Annotated in this window: 18 protein-coding genes; 2 read left to right on the top strand and 16 right to left on the bottom strand. The window is 58.4% G+C overall.

The window, feature by feature from the left end:
* Positions 1 to 96: 96 nt before the first annotated feature.
* The 12 genes from der to AC07OE_RS04915 all read right to left on the bottom strand — a co-directional run bounded on the left by der (position 97) and on the right by AC07OE_RS04915 (position 12370).
* On the bottom strand, positions 97 to 1440 hold the full coding sequence (gene der / locus AC07OE_RS04860) for a ribosome biogenesis GTPase Der (RefSeq protein WP_495069434.1): 1344 nt from the start codon (positions 1438 to 1440) through the stop codon (positions 97 to 99).
* 18 nt (positions 1441 to 1458) lie between these two features.
* Entirely contained in the window at positions 1459 to 2589 is a 1131-nt protein-coding gene (gene bamB / locus AC07OE_RS04865) for an outer membrane protein assembly factor BamB (RefSeq protein WP_495069435.1), read from the bottom strand.
* On the bottom strand, positions 2589 to 3242 hold the full coding sequence (locus AC07OE_RS04870; protein WP_495069606.1) for a YfgM family protein: 654 nt from the start codon (positions 3240 to 3242) through the stop codon (positions 2589 to 2591). Before AC07OE_RS04870 ends, bamB begins: the two co-directional genes overlap by 1 nt.
* 12 nt (positions 3243 to 3254) lie before the next feature.
* Positions 3255 to 4580, bottom strand: coding sequence for a histidine--tRNA ligase (gene hisS / locus AC07OE_RS04875; RefSeq protein ID WP_495069607.1), 1326 nt, complete (start codon positions 4578 to 4580; stop codon positions 3255 to 3257).
* A gap of 10 nt (positions 4581 to 4590) precedes the next feature.
* Complete coding sequence (gene ispG, locus AC07OE_RS04880) at positions 4591 to 5859, bottom strand: flavodoxin-dependent (E)-4-hydroxy-3-methylbut-2-enyl-diphosphate synthase (protein WP_495069436.1); 1269 nt, start codon at positions 5857 to 5859, stop codon at positions 4591 to 4593.
* The gene (locus AC07OE_RS04885) at positions 5859 to 6788 is read right to left on the bottom strand and encodes a helix-turn-helix domain-containing protein (RefSeq protein WP_495069437.1); all 930 of its coding nucleotides are present in this window, start codon (positions 6786 to 6788) and stop codon (positions 5859 to 5861) included. The genes ispG and AC07OE_RS04885 overlap by 1 nt, the downstream gene beginning before the upstream one ends.
* Positions 6781 to 7608, bottom strand: a complete 828-nt coding sequence (gene pilW, locus AC07OE_RS04890) for a type IV pilus biogenesis/stability protein PilW (RefSeq protein WP_495069438.1) — start codon at positions 7606 to 7608, stop codon at positions 6781 to 6783. Before pilW ends, AC07OE_RS04885 begins: the two co-directional genes overlap by 8 nt.
* Complete coding sequence (gene rlmN / locus AC07OE_RS04895; protein ID WP_495069439.1) at positions 7601 to 8761, bottom strand: dual-specificity RNA methyltransferase RlmN; 1161 nt, start codon at positions 8759 to 8761, stop codon at positions 7601 to 7603. Before rlmN ends, pilW begins: the two co-directional genes overlap by 8 nt.
* Positions 8762 to 8769: 8 nt before the next feature.
* The gene (gene ndk / locus AC07OE_RS04900; protein ID WP_479598699.1) at positions 8770 to 9195 is read right to left on the bottom strand and encodes a nucleoside-diphosphate kinase; all 426 of its coding nucleotides are present in this window, start codon (positions 9193 to 9195) and stop codon (positions 8770 to 8772) included.
* 74 nt (positions 9196 to 9269) lie between these two features.
* Entirely contained in the window at positions 9270 to 10556 is a 1287-nt protein-coding gene (locus AC07OE_RS04905; RefSeq protein WP_495069440.1) for a pseudouridine synthase, read from the bottom strand.
* Between the two features lie 13 nt (positions 10557 to 10569).
* Positions 10570 to 11223: an SMC-Scp complex subunit ScpB gene (gene scpB / locus AC07OE_RS04910; protein ID WP_495069441.1), complete on the bottom strand. Its 654-nt coding sequence runs from the start codon at positions 11221 to 11223 to the stop codon at positions 10570 to 10572.
* 118 nt (positions 11224 to 11341) lie between these two features.
* Positions 11342 to 12370, bottom strand: coding sequence for an RluA family pseudouridine synthase (locus tag AC07OE_RS04915; RefSeq protein ID WP_495069442.1), 1029 nt, complete (start codon positions 12368 to 12370; stop codon positions 11342 to 11344).
* Between the two features lie 13 nt (positions 12371 to 12383).
* On the opposite strand from AC07OE_RS04915, the gene AC07OE_RS04920 reads away from it, so the two are divergent.
* Positions 12384 to 13190, top strand: a complete 807-nt coding sequence (locus tag AC07OE_RS04920; RefSeq protein WP_495069443.1) for an outer membrane protein assembly factor BamD — start codon at positions 12384 to 12386, stop codon at positions 13188 to 13190.
* On the opposite strand, the gene yoaA is transcribed toward AC07OE_RS04920, so the two are convergent.
* Together yoaA and AC07OE_RS04930 are read right to left on the bottom strand one after the other, a co-directional pair.
* Entirely contained in the window at positions 13159 to 15162 is a 2004-nt protein-coding gene (gene yoaA / locus AC07OE_RS04925; RefSeq protein WP_495069444.1) for a DNA repair helicase YoaA, read from the bottom strand. The genes AC07OE_RS04920 and yoaA overlap by 32 nt on opposite strands.
* Before the next feature lie 3 nt (positions 15163 to 15165).
* Positions 15166 to 15369, bottom strand: coding sequence for a YdcH family protein (locus AC07OE_RS04930; RefSeq protein WP_495069445.1), 204 nt, complete (start codon positions 15367 to 15369; stop codon positions 15166 to 15168).
* A gap of 111 nt (positions 15370 to 15480) precedes the next feature.
* Between AC07OE_RS04930 and AC07OE_RS04935 the strand changes: the two genes are divergently transcribed.
* Positions 15481 to 16242 carry a PP2C family protein-serine/threonine phosphatase gene (locus AC07OE_RS04935; RefSeq protein WP_495069446.1) on the top strand — a complete coding sequence of 254 codons (762 nt, stop codon included), beginning with the start codon at positions 15481 to 15483 and terminating at the stop codon, positions 16240 to 16242.
* 16 nt (positions 16243 to 16258) lie between these two features.
* Here the strand turns inward: AC07OE_RS04935 and AC07OE_RS04940 are convergent, their stop codons facing one another.
* Positions 16259 to 16840: a hypothetical protein gene (locus AC07OE_RS04940; RefSeq protein WP_495069447.1), complete on the bottom strand. Its 582-nt coding sequence runs from the start codon at positions 16838 to 16840 to the stop codon at positions 16259 to 16261.
* Complete coding sequence (zapE, locus tag AC07OE_RS04945; protein WP_495069448.1) at positions 16837 to 17934, bottom strand: cell division protein ZapE; 1098 nt, start codon at positions 17932 to 17934, stop codon at positions 16837 to 16839. Before zapE ends, AC07OE_RS04940 begins: the two co-directional genes overlap by 4 nt.
* Positions 17935 to 17987 lie beyond the last annotated feature (53 nt).

The raw sequence follows: 17987 nt of genomic DNA on the forward strand, positions 1-17987 counted from the left end.
TTCAAAAAATGAAGAGGACTCGACGATACCACAGCATTGGCACGTACCGTGCGCAACCGTGGTAACCCGGGGGTCACACGGTGACTTGGTACCCAATTAACGTTCGTCTTTGTCGGCGTAGGGGTTTTTGGAAGACTTCATCTCAATTTTGAGAGGCGTGCCCACCAAGTCAAATTCCTTGCGGAAGCGCCCTTCCAGAAAGCGCTTATAGGTTTCTGTCACGTGCTCCAGCGAATTGCCGTGTATCACGATAATGGGCGGATTCATACCACCCTGGTGGGCATATCGTAATTTTGGACGGTAGACACCGGTTTTCTTGGGTGTCTGGAATTGCACGGCCTCCAGCAGTAAACGGGTCAGCACCGGCGTTGGCATTTTGCAATTGGCCGACCGATGAGCCTGTGCAATGGAGTCCCAGACCGGGCCGAGGCCCTGGCGTTTCTGCGCCGAAATCATGTGCATCGCTGCGAACTTGAGAAAACCCAGCCGGGTTTCAATGGATCGTTTGACCAGTTCCCGCTGGTAGTCGTCCACTGCATCCCATTTGTTGATGGCAATCACCACCGCCCGTCCCGACTCAAGGATGTAGCCCGCAATATGCGCATCCTGGTCCGTAATCCCCTGGGTCGCGTCGATCAAGAGCAAAACCACGCTGGCCGACTCGATGGCCTGGAGGGTCTTGACCACAGAAAATTTTTCGATCGCCTCAAAAACCTTGCCTTTGCGACGCAGACCTGCTGTGTCGATCAATTCAAAGCGCTGGCTGTTGCGTTCAAACGGAACCGAAATCGCATCCCGCGTGGTTCCGGGCATATCGAACGCTACCAAGCGCTCTTCGCCGAGCCAGGTATTGATCAACGTGGACTTGCCCACATTGGGTCGCCCCGCCACAGCAAGTTTGATCACGGAAGGATCAGCCTCCTCCACAGCATCTTCAGGCACGATCCATTCCAAGCGCGCCAGGGCCATATCGACCAGCGATCGAATGCCTTGTCCATGGGCGGCTGAAACCGGGAACACCTCTCCCAACCCCAACTCAAAGAATTCCGACAGTTGGGTGCCGTCCTTCATGCCTTCGGCCTTATTGGCAACTACCAGGCAAGGCTTCCCCAGCTTGCGCAGGTACTTGCCAATGTCATAGTCTTGCGCGGACACCCCACCCCTCGCGTCCACCACGAACACCACCACATCCGCCTCGGCAACCGCCTGGCGTGTTTGTTTGGCCATTTCCTTGTAGATACCAGAACTGGCATCCGGCTCGAAACCGCCGGTGTCAATAACGATGTACTCGTGCTTGCCCTGCTTGCCATTGCCGTAATGGCGGTCGCGAGTCAGTCCGGCGAAATCGGCCACGATGGCATCCCGGGTCTTGGTCAGCCGATTGAACAACGTGGATTTGCCGACGTTCGGACGACCGACCAGCGCAATGACAGGTTTCATGAAGAATGCCCTTTTTATTTATTCAGGGCGGTACGCAAACACGCCGCCTTTTTGCGTTACGGCAATCAATGTCTTTCCTACCAATGCGGGCGAGGCCATGATGGCAGAGCCATCGGTGGTCACCCGATTCAGGGTGGCTGCATCCTGACGCGCCAGGAAATGCAATATGCCAAAACTGTCTCCCACCACAATGCTTTGGCCCAGTAGCACTGGTGCAGTCAGACCCCGCCAACGCAGGGCGTCAGACGACCAGAGACGTTCACCATCCGCTCGTCGCCACGCGACGATTTTTCCGTCGTTTTCGGAGCCAACGAGTGCCGTTTCGTCACCGCCCAAACCCGTGCTACCGACAGCCGGCTTGGTCCAAGTGACTTTTCCTGTCGATGCATCCACACAGCCCACCACCGTCTGAAAGGCCCGAACGCAAACACTGCTTCCCACGCGGCTTACCCCAGCGGACAAATCAACAAGACGCTCCACCTCGTTCGTGCCCCGGCTTACCGCTACTGGCGCTTCCCAACGCACGCTACCCGATTGGGGATTCAGGCCTACCAAACGACCGCCGACGCCAACCACTAGGGTGTCGCCTACCGGCATCAAAATTCCCGCTTGCCCCAAAACCAAGGCATCGGAACCGCGTTGTTGCTGCCACAGCTTGCGCCCGGTAGCAGCATCAAATGCCGTAATCGTACGGTCAGCAGACAGCGTAAACACGCGCTCACCGGCGACCAAAGGCGTGGTCAAAGCTGTCGCGCCCAAGCGTTGACGCCAGCTGACCTGCCCGGCATTCAAAACGATCAACTCACCCTGATCTGTCACCACCGCCGAGTAGTGACCGTCACTTCCCACTCCGCTAACCACCGACGCGGCTAACTCGGCTTGCCACACCACGGCTCCGGTTTCTCCGTTCAGAGCGGCCACGTGACCATTGGACGAAGCAAGGAACAACGTAGTACCAACCACCCGCAGTTCAGTAGGCGCATTGATGGCGCCAACATTGGCTGTCCATGCAGACTTGACGCCCAGCAAAGCGGCGTTGGGCCCGAGCTCGGAGGGCACCGGCTTGGCAGGGCCAGCACAGCCAGACAGCAATGCACACACTGCGCCCAAGAGCACAGCGATCCAACGGGTCAGGAAAGGTTGCGACATCAGCTTGCGTCACCCACGCCAGCACCCAATGCGTTCAACTTCACGAGCACCAGGCGGCGATATTCGGATTGGGCGTCCAGACCCGCGTAAGCTTTCTGGTACAAGGTAATCGCCTCCGCACTTTTTCCCTGCGCAGACAACACGTCACCCTTGCGATCCGCTACCAGTGGCGCAAACTCCGCAGGGAAACTACCATCCAGCAACTTCAGGGCGTCTTCAAAGGCTTTAGCCTCCAGCCGCATTCCAGCCAGCCGCAACTTGGCAATGGCGGCATACCCTTCGTCGGCCTTGCTTTCACTCACCCATAGCAGCACATTTTGCGCAACGTCGGGTTTGCTCGAGAGATAGGCCATTTTTGCGACCAACAAGCCTGCTTGCGGCGTGTATACCGCAGAACCGAAGCGCTGCTTCATGTCGTCAAAAGCCCGCTCGGCTTGCGCCACATCGCCAGCGCGCACGACCTTTTCAACTTCGTCGAACATCGCTGCCGCTTGGGTCGCCTGCTTTTGCTGCCAATACTGATAGCCATTCCAGGCCGCCAGAGCACCCAGCACCAATATCAGAATCCCGGTGATCAGGTTGCCATACTGTTTCCAGAAATGTTTGAGCTCGTCGAGCTGCTCTTGTTCTTCGAGGTCTAAGTGGTTTGCCATATCAATCTTCAATTAAGCGGGGGATTGTAGGCTCTTGGCCCATTGTTCGATTTGCTCAAGCGGCAGAGCAATCTGCGTTTGGGCTGCGTCCCGCAAGGGCTTGATGGTGACCTGCCCCTGGCGCATTTCATCAGTGCCAAATACCAGAGCGAAGCGCGCGCCCGAGGCATCCGCTCGCTTGAACTGAGATTTGAAGCTACCCATTCCATCAGGGCCAGACGTATGCATTTGCACAGCAACGCCAAACGAGCGAAATGTCTGCAAGTGGCGCATCACTTGAGGCATATCCGCAACCTCGGACACGATGGCATATGCATCCAACGTTGGCACCGCTACAGAGTTGCCCTGCTCTTTCAGCAGTTCCAACACACGCTCCATACCCAAGGCCCAACCAACAGCCGGTGTTGCCTTGCCACCTATCTGAACGATTAAATCGTCATAGCGTCCACCGGCACACACAGTACCTTGCGAGCCCAGCCGGTCGGTAACAAATTCAAAGACCGTCAAGTTGTAGTAATCGAGGCCCCGAACCAGGCGCGGGTTGATAGAGTAGGCAATACCATTCGCATCCAGAATGGTCTTCAGTCCCTCAAAGTGCGCCAGCGACTCGGCGCCGAGAAAATCCAACAAACGCGGCGCAGCACTGACCACGTCCTGCATAGCCGGATTCTTGGTATCAAGAATGCGCAGCGGATTGCTGTGCAGACGACGCTTGGCATCCTCGTCGAGCAAATCAGCATGTTGCTCGAAATAGGCAATGAGTTGTGCACGATGCTGGGCACGCTCAGCCGGTTGGCCCAGGCTGTTGAGTTCCAACCTCACATCTGTCAGGCCGATCGCCTTCCACAAGGATGCAGCCAACAAGATGACCTCAGCATCCGTATCCGGACCACCAAACCCCAAGGCTTCGACGCCGACCTGGTGGAATTGACGGTAGCGCCCGCGCTGCGGCTTTTCGCGGCGAAACATCGGCCCCATGTAAAACAGGCGTTTGCCACCGTCGTAAAGCAGGTTGCTCTCGACTACAGCGCGCACCACCGCAGCAGTACCCTCGGGGCGCATGCTCAGATGCTCGGCCTGTCCATGTTTGTCGGAGCGGTCTTCGAAGGAATACATCTCCTTCTCCACGATGTCCGTGACCTCACCAATACCACGCACGAAGAGCGCGGTGTGCTCCAGAATGGGCGTGCGGATATTGCGGTATGCATAGCGCAGCATGAGTTCGCGCACGGTGGCTTCCAGCGACTCCCAACGCGCCGACTCTGGTGGCAGGATGTCATTCATGCCCTTCACACCAACGAGCTTCTCCACCTTGCGTGGAACGATCTTATCAACCATAAGTTTTGAATCAGGAATGGGATTCTGCGGGCGCAAACCGCCGCCGAATGTAATCTTCAACCACCGCTTGGAATTCGGTGGCAATTGCGTCTCCGCGCAAAGTCATCCGCTTTTCGCCGTCAATGTAAACCGGGGCCGCAGGAGCCTCGCCCGTACCAGGCAGGCTGATGCCAATATCCGCGTGCTTGCTCTCGCCTGGGCCATTGACGATACACCCCATCACAGCCACTTTCATGCGCTCCACACCAGGATAGGCAGAGCGCCAGACGGGCATTTTCTCCCGCAAAAAGTCATCGATTTGCTTGGTCAGCTCTTGAAACGTCGTGCTGGTCGTGCGCCCGCAACCGGGGCATGCAGTCACACTGGGAACAAAGGTGCGCAGGCCCAAGGCCTGAATGATCTCGGACGCAATGACGACTTCTTGCGTGCGGGCTTCCCCAGGGGCGGGTGTAAGAGAAACGCGGATGGTGTCACCGATACCCTCCTGCAACAGCACCGACAGAGCGGCAGCAGATGCCACCGTACCCTTGGTCCCCATGCCAGCCTCAGTCAACCCCAAGTGCAAGGCATAGCGCGAACGGCGTCCCAATTCACGATAGACGGCGATCAGGTCCTGCACCCCGCTGACTTTGCAAGAAAGCATGATCTGTTCGGGACGCAAACCCAACTCTTGCGCACGCTGCGCGGACTCCAAAGCTGACGTGATCAGGGCCTCGTACATCACCTGCTTGGCATCCCAAGGTGTGGCTCGCGCGGCATTGGCATCCATCAAAGATGCCAGCAACTCTTGATCAAGACTGCCCCAATTGACACCGATACGGACCGGCTTGTCCCAGCGGACTGCTGCTTCGATCATTTGCGAAAATTGCTTGTCTTTTTTGTCACCTTTGCCCACGTTGCCTGGGTTGATGCGGTATTTGGACAGTGCTTGCGCACACTCGGGAAAATCCGTAAGCAGACGATGCCCGTTGAAGTGGAAATCACCAATCAGGGGGACGTCGACACCCATGCGATCCAATTGCTCGCGAATGTAGGGCACGGCCTGAGCGGCCTCCGGCGTATTCACGGTAATCCGAACCAGTTCTGAGCCGGCCAGAGCCAATTCCTTGACCTGAATCGCCGTTCCGATGGCATCCACGGTGTCGGTGTTCGTCATGGATTGCACACGCACAGGCGCACCACCACCCACCGTCACAATACGACTTCCCCAGGTCACGGCTGCCTGCAGAGAGCGCCGCTGGCTAGGTACCGCCAGCGCAATCGGAGAATTTGCTTCCACTACTTCACCTCAAATCGTGCAACATTGTCACGGGCAATGGCGGCAACATTAAAAGCCTTGCCACGCACCTCCACGTCGGTCAGGTCGGCACGCCCTACCACCACGGTCAGAGGACTCACCCCGGTGGCTTTGACCACCTCTCCTTGCACCAGCATTCTGCGCACTTGCACGCCACCTTTGGCATCGGTCACCTCCACCCAAGACGGTCCACGCACCCTGAATACCACCATGTCCGACGAAGAAGCCGTTACGGGCTCGGCCGAAGCGGTCGGTACAGCAGCCGCTGGCGCAGTGATGGCCGCGTTCGGGGCAGGTATCGGCGCAGGAGGGCTGGCTTGCACAGCATCCGCAGCCAAAGGCGCAACAGGCAGATTCGCGACGGGAGTTACTACCTCTGAAGGCGCAATCGCCTCAGCCTGGGGATCCTTGACCGGGTCTGCCGCTACGGCGTCAGACGCAGCTGCTGTTACCTTCTCAATCTGCAACTCAGGGACCATAACGACCACGACGGCGGCAACCAGCAAGGCGACCACCACCAGTGCCGCGGGACGCTTGAGAAAAGAAGGCAATGACAGGGAACTGGTCTCTCCGGAAGCCCGAAACGGGGCGTTGATACCACGCTCTCCATTGTCAAGACGGGGAATCCCGGTCTGCGGTAGCTTGGCCAAGACCGGGGTTGCGTCAATCTTGAGACTGCGGCAAACACTGGACGCTAAGGCGCGAACAAAAACAGCATCCGGCAGCAGGTCCAGGCGATCCGCCTCCAGGGCCTCCAGCTTCTTGACCGGCACTTTCATCGACACAGCGAGCGCAGCAACATGCAAGCCCGCCGACTCTCTGGCAGCGCGTAACATCGCGCCGGCGGTCAATGCGGGGGCGGTAACGGCAGTCTGCGCATCTGCAAGATCCGCTACAGGTGTATCACTCATCAAATGCTCCGCGCTCCAACAAGGTGACCTCTTTAGACTGAGGAAAACGTTTCTTCAGCTGCGCAGACAATTGCGAAACGGCCTCTCGGTTATCCAGGCGCCGTTCAATCTTGATGCCCAGCCACAGCGACTCTGCATTGGCGTAGTCGCCGTTATTGATACGCCGGACATAAAACTGCGCACGGACATACTCTGCCCGCTGAAACAGCAATAGTGCTAGGTTATAGCCCGTGACAGGATTTCCGGCATCCAACTCGTATGAACGAAGCAAACTACTCTCCGCCTCACTGCGTTGTCCAGCTTTGGCCTGGCAAACGCCCAGGGCCATCCAGGACTTGGCGCGATCGGTATACGTGGGATCTGCAATCGCGTTGCCAAACTGTTTGTACGACTCCGCCCAGCGGCCTTGCTGGCAAAGGAGCCAGCCATAATTGTGTTGAACCGTGCCAGCCTGGGGATTGATCTGCAGAGCCCGCTTGAAGCTCTCCTCAGCAAGCCCCATATCATTGAGTCGCAGATAAATCAGACCACGCAGGTTGTGGGCTTCAAAAATGCCGGGGTCTGCAGCAATGGACTGTTTTAGCTCATCGAGGGCGATATTGGTCTGTCCGTTGTTGTAATACCCCACCGCCAGCTCCAACCGAATGCGCGCACGCTTGCGGGCCGCGGACTCATCCGAATCGGTCATCAAATCGGTATTACCCACCGGGCTAGAGGTCCCCGAGGCGCATCCCACCAACCCTGACACCATATGCAAAGCCAGCGCAGACCAAAGTAATCCACGCAGGTACTTCCGAAGCAAACCCGCAAACTTAGGCATCCAAATCCCTTTTCGACTCGACGGAGGCAATCTCCAAAACAGGGTGCAGCATAACGGTTCGCTGCCTGGAAATTCGCTTGGCGACATCCGTTCTGTCCTTGACGTCGCCGGCAAGCTGTCCACACGCGGCATCAATGTCGTCACCACGGGTCTTGCGCACGGTGGTCACAATGCCTGCGTCACTGAGAATTTTGGAAAACGCCTGAACACGCGAGTTTGGAGAGCGCGTCAAACCGGAAGCCGGAAACGGATTGAAAGGAATCAAATTGAATTTGCAGGGCAAAGCGTGAGGACTATCGGGCCGCACCAGCGCAATCAATTCGCGAGCATGTTCAGGCGTGTCATTCACGCCATCCAACATGCAGTACTCGAAAGTAATGAAGTCGCGAGGCGCAAAGGCCAAGTAACGCCTGCAAGCCTCCAGTAACTCAGCAATGGGGTATTTTTTGTTCAGCGGGACCAGGCTATCTCGCAGCGCATCATTGGGTGCGTGCAGAGATACCGCCAATGCGACAGGGCATTCATGGCCCAGTCGATCCATCATGGGGACGACGCCAGAGGTGGACACCGTCACGCGGCGCCTGGACAAGCCATAGGCATGGTCACTCAGCATGGTGCGCAGTGCAGGAACCAAGGCCGAGAAGTTTTGTAGCGGCTCGCCCATGCCCATCATGACCACATTGGAGATGACACGCTGGGTTGCGCCCAAATGCTGGCGAAGAAAATGCTCCGCAAACCAGAGCTGAGCAATGATCTCCGCGGTTGTGAGGTTGCGACTGAAACCCTGGTGTCCCGTAGAGCAAAACCGACATCCCACGGCGCAACCGGCCTGGGAAGAAATGCACAACGTGCCTCGGTCGTCTTCAGGAATGAACACCGCCTCAACAGCGTCACCCTGTCCCACATCGAACAACCATTTGATAGTGCCGTCCGCGGACATGTGCTGCGTGATCACGGGCAAAGCCCGAACTTCGGCACAGGTCTTGAGCTTCTCGCGGAGTGACTTGGCCAAGTCACTCATGGAATCAAAGTCAGCCGCCCCTCTTTGGTGAATCCAACGGAACAGCTGGGTGGCCCGGAAACGTTTTTCCCCGAGCCGCTCACAAAAGGCGGCCAAGCCCTCGATATCAAATTCGAGCAGGTTGGCCGTCATCACATAGCTTAGCGAGAGTAAACGTTCATGCCGGGGAAGAAGAATGACACTTCCACAGCGGCGGTTTCAGCAGCATCAGAACCGTGCACGGCGTTAGCGTCGATGCTGTCAGCAAAGTCGGCACGGATGGTTCCAGGAGCGGCCTTCTTGGGATCAGTCGCACCCATCAGGTCACGGTTTTTCAGGATGGCGTTTTCGCCTTCGAGAGCTTGGATCATGACAGGACCGGAGATCATGAAATCCACCAGATCCTTGAAGAAAGGACGGGCCTTATGCACAGCGTAAAAAGCTTCGGCTTCGCCACGCGACAGGTGTGCCATGCGAGCGGCAACAACCTTCAGACCAGCAGCTTCAAAGCGTGCATAGATCTGACCGATAACATTCTTCGCAACTGCGTCGGGCTTGATGATGGAGAGAGTACGTTCGATTGCCATATGAGTTCCTAAAGTTTCTTGCTGTTACAACATTTGCCCGAACAGAGCAAAGCCTGCGATTTTACCATTGGTGTTTAACGATTTCGCCCACCCCGGCGCTGATTGCCGCCGCCTTTGGGACGTCCTGCATCCTGGCGCTGCCGGGAGAAGCTGTCGGCACCAATGTAGCCAAACGCCGTTTTCATCGGGTCCGGCTGGGAAGATGCCCCTTGGCGGTCTGCAGTCTTCTCTTGGCGCGGGCCACCGCGACCCGCATTTTTGTTGGCTGACGCATTGCCGGGCTTGGGAAAAGCGGGGCCACGACCGGGGGTATTGCGTCCACGCGGCTTGGGCGGGCGGGCACCGTTGTTGCCATTCCCACCGCGGCCGGCCGTATCCCGAGCTATACCCTCTTCTCGCGGGGCACGCCCGCCAGCGGCTTGTACCAGGGCACGGATATCGGCGTCATTCAGCTCCATCCAGGCTCCGCGCTTGAGTCCGCGCGGCAACACCATTGCGCCGTAGCGAATACGGATCAGACGACTCACGGCATGCCCAACGGCCTCCAACATGCGGCGCACTTCACGATTGCGGCCTTCAGAAATCGTGACGCGATACCAGCAGTTGGAGCCTTCGCCGCCGCCGTCTTCAATAGAACCGAACTGCGCCAAACCGTCGTCCAACTGCACCCCGTTCAGCAACGCCTGCTTCTCTTCCTTGTTCAAGGCCCCAAGCACGCGTACGGCGTATTCACGCTCGAGACCAAAGCGGGGGTGCATCAGGTTGTTGGCCAACTCGCCTGAACTCGTGAAGAGCAGCAAACCTTCGGTATTCAAGTCAAGACGCCCAACCGATTGCCACTTGCCTTGGTGCAATTTGGGCAACCGGCGAAACACCGTAGGACGGTTTTGGGGATCGTCATGGGTCACCACCTCACCAACAGGCTTGTGGTAAGCGATGACCCGGGCAGGTGGAGGGTCGATGCGAAAACGAATGGGCTTGCCGTTGACCTTGATATTGTCACCAAACTGAATACGCTGGCCTATGTGGGCAGGTTCGTTGTTAACCGAAATTCGCCCCTCCAGAATCAGTTGCTCCATCTCCAAGCGAGAACCCATGCCCGATTGCGCCAGTACCTTGTGCAACTTGGGGGTCTCCGCCAAAGGAGCCAGCACGCGCTTGGGCACCGTCAGGTCTTCAATGGCCTCGTCCGCATCAAACTGGCCGGAAATCACATCATCAAAGCGGTTTGCGGAACCGGATACGGAGACAGGAACATCAACCGTCACCGCAGCAGGAGCAGCCACCTCTGCCAATGGCGCAACAGACTCTGGTGCAGCATCGCCAGACTGCAGTTTCTGTTCGTTTGTTTCGTCATTCATTCAGCTAACCCAATCATGTTTGTTCCAAGCCCAAGGAATCCAAAGGCATATTCATTTGCGCGCCCGGCACCTCAACATCGGTCACCACTGCGTGAACAGCCACAGGCTGTTCTTCCAACGCCACCGCGAGCGCGTCCAACGTGTCACCTGGGCCGCTGGGACTTTCCAGCAAGGGAAGCTGGTCCAGCGATTGCAGTCCCAAGTCGTCCAGAAACTGTTTCGTTGTCGCAAACAAGGCCGGCCGGCCAGCTGCCTCACGATGCCCTATCACTTCGACCCAACCGCGGTCTTCCAGTTGCTTGATAAGCAACGAACTGATGGTGACGCCACGTATGTCTTCCATGTCACCCCGTGTCACGGGTTGACGGTAAGCAATGATGGCCAATGTTTCCAAGGTTGCTCGCGTGTAACGTGGCGGTTTTTCAGGATGCAATCGGTCCAGGTATTCGCGCATTTCAGGCCGGCTTTGAAACCGCCAGCCCGTTGCAACGCTCACCAACTCCACGCCACGCTCGGCCCAATCGTTCCTGAGATCTTCCAAAAGCTGCTTGATCGAATCCACACCGATGGCATCCGCAAACAACTCTCGCATGCTTTTGAGCGGCAAGGGTTGCTGTGCACACACCAAGGCGGTTTCCAGAACCCGCTTTGCATCGACCATGTTCATAGTCAGGGTATTTCGAATATGTCACCAACACAAGAGAGCGGCAGCGATGGGGCCGTCAAGGGCAACTTTGGCGGCGTATACGCCGCAGTGCCAGCCCGGAAGCGACTTGCCGGGGCTTTCAGTGTCCTCCCGGACCTGCGAGCGCATTGTATCGCAGCCCCCAATCTCCCAATAGCTGCAAGAAGTCTGCTGGCGGTTGCGAATCAAATGCCAATGGTTCGCCGGTCACCGGATGCGCGAATGCCAGCTTGTAGGCATGCAAGGCCTGTCGGACCATTGCACCTGTAGCACTACCACCATACAAAGTATCAGCAATCAACGGATGCCCCAGGGAAGCCATATGCACCCGTATCTGGTGGGTTCGTCCTGTATGAAGGATGCAACGCACCCAGCAGCCCTCGCCCCCATTGGTCACCCACACAAAGTCTGTTTTGGCAGTTTTACCCGACGTTTGTGCAAGGTCAACCACGGCCATACGCAAACGATTGCGGGGGTCACGGCCGATCGGCTTGTCCACCGTCTGGCGCACTGCACCTGACCAAGGGTGGTGTGCCAAGGCCAGATACTGGCGACTGACATCCCGCGCAGCAATCGCTTTGACCAGTGCATCCATCGCGCTGCGTGTCCGCGCCACCACCATCAATCCACTGGTATCTTTGTCGAGGCGGTGCACGATACCGGCGCGCGGCACTGACGCGCAGGCAGGATCCCGGGCTAGCAAACCATTGAGCAAGGTACCGCTCCAGTTGCCTGGCGCGGGGTGCACCACCAGGCCTGCAGGCTTGTTGATGACCAGCAAGTGCGCATCTTCGAAGACCACGTCAAGCGCCATAGGCTCTGGCCGGAACGCTTGGCTCTGCGGCGTGGGTCGCAGCTCCACCTCAATCATGTCGCCCGCCTTCACGCGCTGCGAAGTCTTTCGCACCGTCAGGGCATTGAGACGTACCGAACCGTCTTCGATCAGCTGCTGCAAATAACTGCGGGAAAATTCGGTGGCTGCGATGGCCAAAGCGCGGTCCAGTCGCTCCCCATGTTGCGGGGCCTCGATCACCACACGGCGTGTTTCGGATTCTGCGACCGGCTCCGCCACCTCATCCACGTCGGGCTCCAGAGAGGGCGTCGATATAATTCCGGCGGTCTGATTCAAGAAGGTCCCCAAGATGCTACGTGTGAAATTATCGGTCGTTTGTGCCTCGCTGTTGACGGCCTTCACATTGCTGTTGGTGGGCTGCTCCAGCGCACCGGTGGACAAGACTGCCGGGATGAGTCCCAACCGCCTGTATGCCGAGGCCAAGGACGAAATGAAATCATCGCAGTGGGACAAAGCCGTGCCATTGCTGGAGAAACTTGAAGCCCGCGCTGCGGGTACGCCACTCGCACAGCAAGCCCAGTTGGACAAAGCCTACGCGCATTACAAATCCGCAGAGCCCGCACAGGCCCTGGCCACGTTGGACCGGTTCATCAAGCTCAACCCCGCCAGCCCGGCACTGGACTATGCCATTTACCTCAAGGGAATCGTGAATTTCAATGACGACTTGGGCGTGCTGTCGGCCATCACCCGCCAGGATCTGGCCGAGCGCGACCAAAAAGCCGCGAAGGAATCCTACGAATCATTCAAGGAACTGGTCACTCGATTTCCAGACTCTAAATACACCCCGGACGCACGCCTGCGCATGAACTACATCGTCGGTTCGCTCGCGCAGTACGAGGTGTATGTAGCACGCTACTACTACAAACGCGGGGCGTATCTGGCAGCGATCAACCGTGCGCAAATTGCCGTGACGGACTACCGGGACGTTCCCGCAGTGGAAGAGGCCTTGTTCATTCTTTACAAGTCGTATGACGCGCTGGGCATGGAGCAATTGCGCGATGACACCAAACGTGTGATGGAAAAAACCTTCCCGCAGTCGGATTACCTCCTCAAAGGAGGCAAGCCTAATACCGATCCCTGGTGGAAGATTTGGTGAGGTCATGCAGGGCCTGTTGAAAGGCCTCTGCCGAATTTAGCCTGCACATGACCGGCAGACTTGCCAAGAGCTTGCGCCCGTAGCCCATCTGGGTCAACCGCACGTCACACAGGACCAGAACACCGCGGTCCGTTTCGCGGCGAATCAGTCGCCCCACCCCTTGCTTTAGGGCCACAGCAGCCTGGGGCAACTGGTAGTGCGCAAACGCACTCTTCCCAGCCTCTTCCAATGCCTGACAGCGAGCCTCGACCAAAGGATCATCAGGTGGCGCAAAAGGGATCTTGTCTATCACTACCAGTTGCAATGCTGCCCCGGGGACGTCCACTCCCTCCCAGAACGACGCAGAGGCCACCAGGATGTAACCGGCAGCCTCCTTGGCACTGGCGAAGCGCTCAATCAGCTCACGTTTGGAGCCATCACCCTGCACCAACACCTGTATTGCGCCAGACGCAGCCCATCGCTCCCGCAAACGCTGCCCAATGCGACGCATGGCGCGCAAAGTGGTGGTGAGCACCAGGGCTCTTCCCCCCAAAATGGCAGCCGCCTGCGCCACCAAATCGGCTACTTGGTCGCTGTGCTGGGGCTCCGAGGGTTTGGGAAAAATCTTGGGAACATAGAGCGCGGCCTGCTCCAAGTAATTAAAAGGACTTGCCACTTGCAGAACCTGGGCGCCCTCCAAACCTGTGGACGCCAAAAACCACTGCAGTCCGGCCTCATGACCCAAGGTGGCAGAGGTAAAAATCCAGGACTTGCGCCCCTCTCCCACGCCACCCTCCCCCGCGACTCTGGAACGCAGTGCATCGGCAATTTGCAGGGGTGACTCCACCAATCGCAACCGCAATCCTGCTTCCAGCCAGCGTACATTTCCTGCCTGAGGGGGGATCGCAAAATTGTCCAGCCGTGCCGCCAAGGCCTGCGTCCGCTCGCGCAAAGCCTCCAGATCGGGGGACATTTCAGCCACCGGGTCGAGTGCCTGCACTACGCGCCCCAATGCCGCAGCAACACGTGCCGTGGCCAACTGCCAGGCTTGCGGCTCCACCCCAGCCGGGGTATTTCCCACCCAGCGCAAGCGAGTGGGCATATCAGCCCGGCCACCGCACAGCAGTTGCCACTCTGCCAAAGAGTTCTCCAGGTACCCTACCAAGCCCTGCCAATCCGCCAGTCCGCGTGCATGCTGGCTTCCCAGCAGCACCGCATCGCGCCCCAGGGACAGCAGTTGCCCCGTGGTGAGCTGTTGGCCCAAAAACTGGACGCCGATTTCATTGAGTTGATGGGCCTCGTCAAAAATGACCGCATCCACGGAGGGCAGCAGCTCGGCCACACCCGACTCTTTGACATTCCAGTCGGCAAAAAACAAGTGGTGATTGACGACCACCACGTCGGCAGCCATGGCTTCGCGACGAGCCTGATAAACATGGCAGTTTTGGTATTGCGGACAGCGACCGCCCTGGCAATTTTCTCGCGTGGATGTCACCAATGGCACCACCGGTGACTGTTCATCGACCGACGCCAGCTCCGCCAGGTCCCCCGTGCGGGTAGCCAGTGCCCAGAATTCCACCGCGGCAATGGCGCGCAAATCATCAGGCGTTTGCAACGCGCTACCGTAGCGCGCGATCCCCAGCCTCTGCAAACACAGGTAGCTGGCCCGCCCCTTCAGCAAAGCCACCTTTGCGCCCACGCCAAGAGCCGCCAACAACCTGGGAATATCACGACCAAAGAGCTGGTCTTGTAAAGCCTTGGTTGCGGTAGAAACCAGCACGCGAGAACCACTGAGCAGCGCTGGCGCCAAGTAGGCGTAGGTTTTTCCAATGCCCGTGCCAGCCTCCACTACCAGCACGCCACCTGACTCCAACGTGTGCGCCACAGCCTGGGCCATTTCCAGCTGACCCGCACGTGGCGAGAACTCCTGCACGGCACGGGCGATGGATCCATCCACCGCAAACGCCTGGGTAACCGCATCAGACAGGGCCATGCCTCAGGCCGGTTCGTCAGGCTGCAGCGCGTCCTGCAAACGGGTGATCTCGTCGCGCAGCGCCAACCGTTTCTTTTTAAGACGGCGCATCATCAGCTCATCCATGGGTGCATCCCGCAGTGCAACGTCGATCAGGGCATCCAAATCGCCATGTTCAATGCGCAGCTCAATGAGGCGGCGCTGCGGGGAGTGGAGATTCGTTTCCAATGGTAAATGGGGAGAAGTACGTGGTTAAATGGCGCTGGCTGCTGGCGACTCCACTCGATAATACGGCCAGATTCTTCATTCTCGGAAAAGCATTGCTGAACAGAACCCACCATGGCCACTGGATACCGTCTTACCGCCTCCACCGGCATTCACAAGGGTGACCGCGAATACCAGCAAGACCAGGTTGCCCTCTTCAAGCACGCGCGTAGCAACGGCTGCTTGCTAGCCATCGTGGCCGACGGTATGGGTGGACGCAGCGGCGGACGCAAGGCCTCAGACCAGGTCATGATGACCGCCAAACAACTGTTTGAACGCTATGACCCCGACACCGACGACGCGGCAGCCACGCTGATGCAAATCGTCCAGGAGGCGCACATCGTCATCAAGCTGACGGCCATTTCCTCGGAAGAAGAACCCCACAGCACACTGGCCGCATTTCTGATCAACCCGGGGGGCGATTGCCATTGGGCCCATACCGGAGACTCCCGCGTATACCAATACCATGGCAACCGTTTTGTGAAGCGGACTATGGACCACTCCTATGTGCAGGCGCTGGTGAACCGCGGTGAAATCACCGAAGAACAAGCCGCCGTGCATCCGCAGTCCAACATCCTGATGGGCTGTCTGGGCACCGAGAGCGATCCACCGGTGGACTTTCACTTCATTCCCAAGCTGCGTGCCGGTGATGTGCTGATGGCGTGCAGTGATGGCGTGTGGCACTACTTCAATACTGGCGAACTGGGATCCGTGCTGTCCACCTTGTCGGCACGCGAGGCCACCGAGTTTCTGATTGAAAAAGCACGCTCACGTGGCCATGGAGCCGGCGACAACCTGTCGCTCGTCATCGTAAAAATCGAGCCCCTGAACAGCTGATCTGGGGCTACCAACATCACGGTGGCGTAGGTAGCGGCTTTGGCGTAGGAGTGGCTTCGCGCAGGCGCTTGTCGCGGGCGGCTTTGCGTTCTTGGGCCGCTTTCTGCTTTTGTGCAAACGCCTCGCGATTGGCTGCTTGGGCACCGGCGGACAACCCTGGCGAAGCCGCAGCGGGGCGCACATCGACGTTCTCAGCCTGCGCCCGATGCTGGGCCTGCTTGTCACGCTGCTGCTGCAATTTCTCCTGCTGGGCGTCCGTGCCACCATCGGCGGCTGCATCACGGGCCAGCCGTTCACGCGCCTTGTCATCCAGACGTTGCAGCTGCTCCGCCGCACGCTGCGCACGCTCAGCCTGGTTTAGGTGGGCTTCCTGACGTGCCAAGTCCTTGTTGCTGGCTCGGCGGCGGGCAGACACATCGTCCATGCAGGCGGTGACGGCAAAGCGCTTGGCACAAACAGCTTCCTGTGCAGCAAATTCCGCCTGCGCCTTGGTGCGCGCTGCCGCAATCGACTGGCGTTGCGACTCGATAGTGTCCTGGGCCCAGACAGCGCCATAGGCGAACCAGCACAGCGAGAAGGCAAGAGTCACCGCTTTCATGTCAGACCTGTGTCCACCACGCGCCGCTCCAGGGACAAAAACTCCTTGGACTGCATCTCTGTCAGGCGCGACACCGTGCGTGGAAACTCGTGCGACATGGGGCCTTCGGTATACAGCGCCTCAGGCGCCACGGCCGCCGACATGATGAGCTTGACGCGCCGGTCGTAGAGCACATCAACCAGCCAGGTGAAACGCCGCGCCTCGGAGGCCATGCGCACCGGCATATGGGGGACATCGCTCAGAAACACCGTGTGAAAGCGCGAGGCAATCTCCAGATAATCGTTTTGCGAACGAGGACCACCGCACAGGGTCTTGAAGTCAAACCAGACAGCCCCACCCGCCATGCGTCGTGCATGGATTTCACGCGACTCGATGTGCAGCACCGGGTTGTCATCGTGCTGCTCGGCCAGCGCATTGAAGGTGGCGGTCATCGCTGCATCAGCGTCGGGACCGTTGGGCGTGTGGTAGAGCCGCGCGTCTTCCAGCGTGCGGCGACGGTAGTCGGTGCCGTTATCCACGCTCAGCACTTCGAGCTTGGCATTGAGCAGCGCAATGGCTGGCAGGATACGGTCCCGATGCAGGCCACCGGGGTACAGATCGTCGGGCTTGAAATTGGAGGTGGTGACAAAACCCACGCCATTGTCAAACAGCGCCGTGAGCAGGCGGTGCAGAATCATCGCGTCCGTGATGTCTGCCACATGGAACTCATCGAAGCAGATCAGCCGGTAGCGCTTGGCCATGCGCTTGCCGAGCTCGTCCAGCGGGTTCACCGTGCCTTGCAGGTCAATCAACTCGCGGTGCACCTCACGCATGAACTCGTGGAAGTGCAGGCGCGTCTTGCGCTTGAGCGGCACCGCGTTGAAAAAGCAATCCATCAGAAAGCTCTTGCCCCGCCCGACCCCGCCGTACATGTAGACACCGCGCGGAATCTCGGGGCGATTGATGAGCTTTTTGAGCGCGTTGGAGCGTTTTTCCTTGTAGTGCGCCCACTCGGTGGCGCAACGCTCCAACGCCTCCACCGCACGCAGCTGGGCCGGGTCGGCGGTGTAGCCGCGCGCGGCCAGCTCGGCCTCGTAGGTTACTTTGACGCTCAAGAAAAACTCCGATTTACTATGAAAAGAATAGCTGTTAGCGCACTATCCACGGG

Source organism: Rhodoferax sp. GW821-FHT09E07 (assembly GCF_059416145.1).

What these genes read in the sequence shown, in the direction of transcription:
- der (WP_495069434.1), bottom strand. Translation starts at nt 1,440, where the DNA reads ATGAAACCTGTCATTGCGCTGGTCGGTCGTCCGAACGTCGGCAAATCC.
- bamB (WP_495069435.1), bottom strand. Translation starts at nt 2,589, where the DNA reads ATGTCGCAACCTTTCCTGACCCGTTGGATCGCTGTGCTCTTGGGCGCA.
- AC07OE_RS04870 (WP_495069606.1), bottom strand. Translation starts at nt 3,242, where the DNA reads ATGGCAAACCACTTAGACCTCGAAGAACAAGAGCAGCTCGACGAGCTC.
- hisS (WP_495069607.1), bottom strand. Translation starts at nt 4,580, where the DNA reads ATGGTTGATAAGATCGTTCCACGCAAGGTGGAGAAGCTCGTTGGTGTG.
- AC07OE_RS04885 (WP_495069437.1), bottom strand. Translation starts at nt 6,788, where the DNA reads ATGAGTGATACACCTGTAGCGGATCTTGCAGATGCGCAGACTGCCGTT.
- pilW (WP_495069438.1), bottom strand. Translation starts at nt 7,608, where the DNA reads ATGCCTAAGTTTGCGGGTTTGCTTCGGAAGTACCTGCGTGGATTACTT.
- rlmN (WP_495069439.1), bottom strand. Translation starts at nt 8,761, where the DNA reads ATGACGGCCAACCTGCTCGAATTTGATATCGAGGGCTTGGCCGCCTTT.
- ndk (WP_479598699.1), bottom strand. Translation starts at nt 9,195, where the DNA reads ATGGCAATCGAACGTACTCTCTCCATCATCAAGCCCGACGCAGTTGCG.
- AC07OE_RS04905 (WP_495069440.1), bottom strand. Translation starts at nt 10,556, where the DNA reads ATGAATGACGAAACAAACGAACAGAAACTGCAGTCTGGCGATGCTGCA.
- scpB (WP_495069441.1), bottom strand. Translation starts at nt 11,223, where the DNA reads ATGAACATGGTCGATGCAAAGCGGGTTCTGGAAACCGCCTTGGTGTGT.
- AC07OE_RS04920 (WP_495069443.1), top strand. Translation starts at nt 12,384, where the DNA reads ATGCTACGTGTGAAATTATCGGTCGTTTGTGCCTCGCTGTTGACGGCC.
- yoaA (WP_495069444.1), bottom strand. Translation starts at nt 15,162, where the DNA reads ATGGCCCTGTCTGATGCGGTTACCCAGGCGTTTGCGGTGGATGGATCC.
- AC07OE_RS04935 (WP_495069446.1), top strand. Translation starts at nt 15,481, where the DNA reads ATGGCCACTGGATACCGTCTTACCGCCTCCACCGGCATTCACAAGGGT.
- AC07OE_RS04940 (WP_495069447.1), bottom strand. Translation starts at nt 16,840, where the DNA reads ATGAAAGCGGTGACTCTTGCCTTCTCGCTGTGCTGGTTCGCCTATGGC.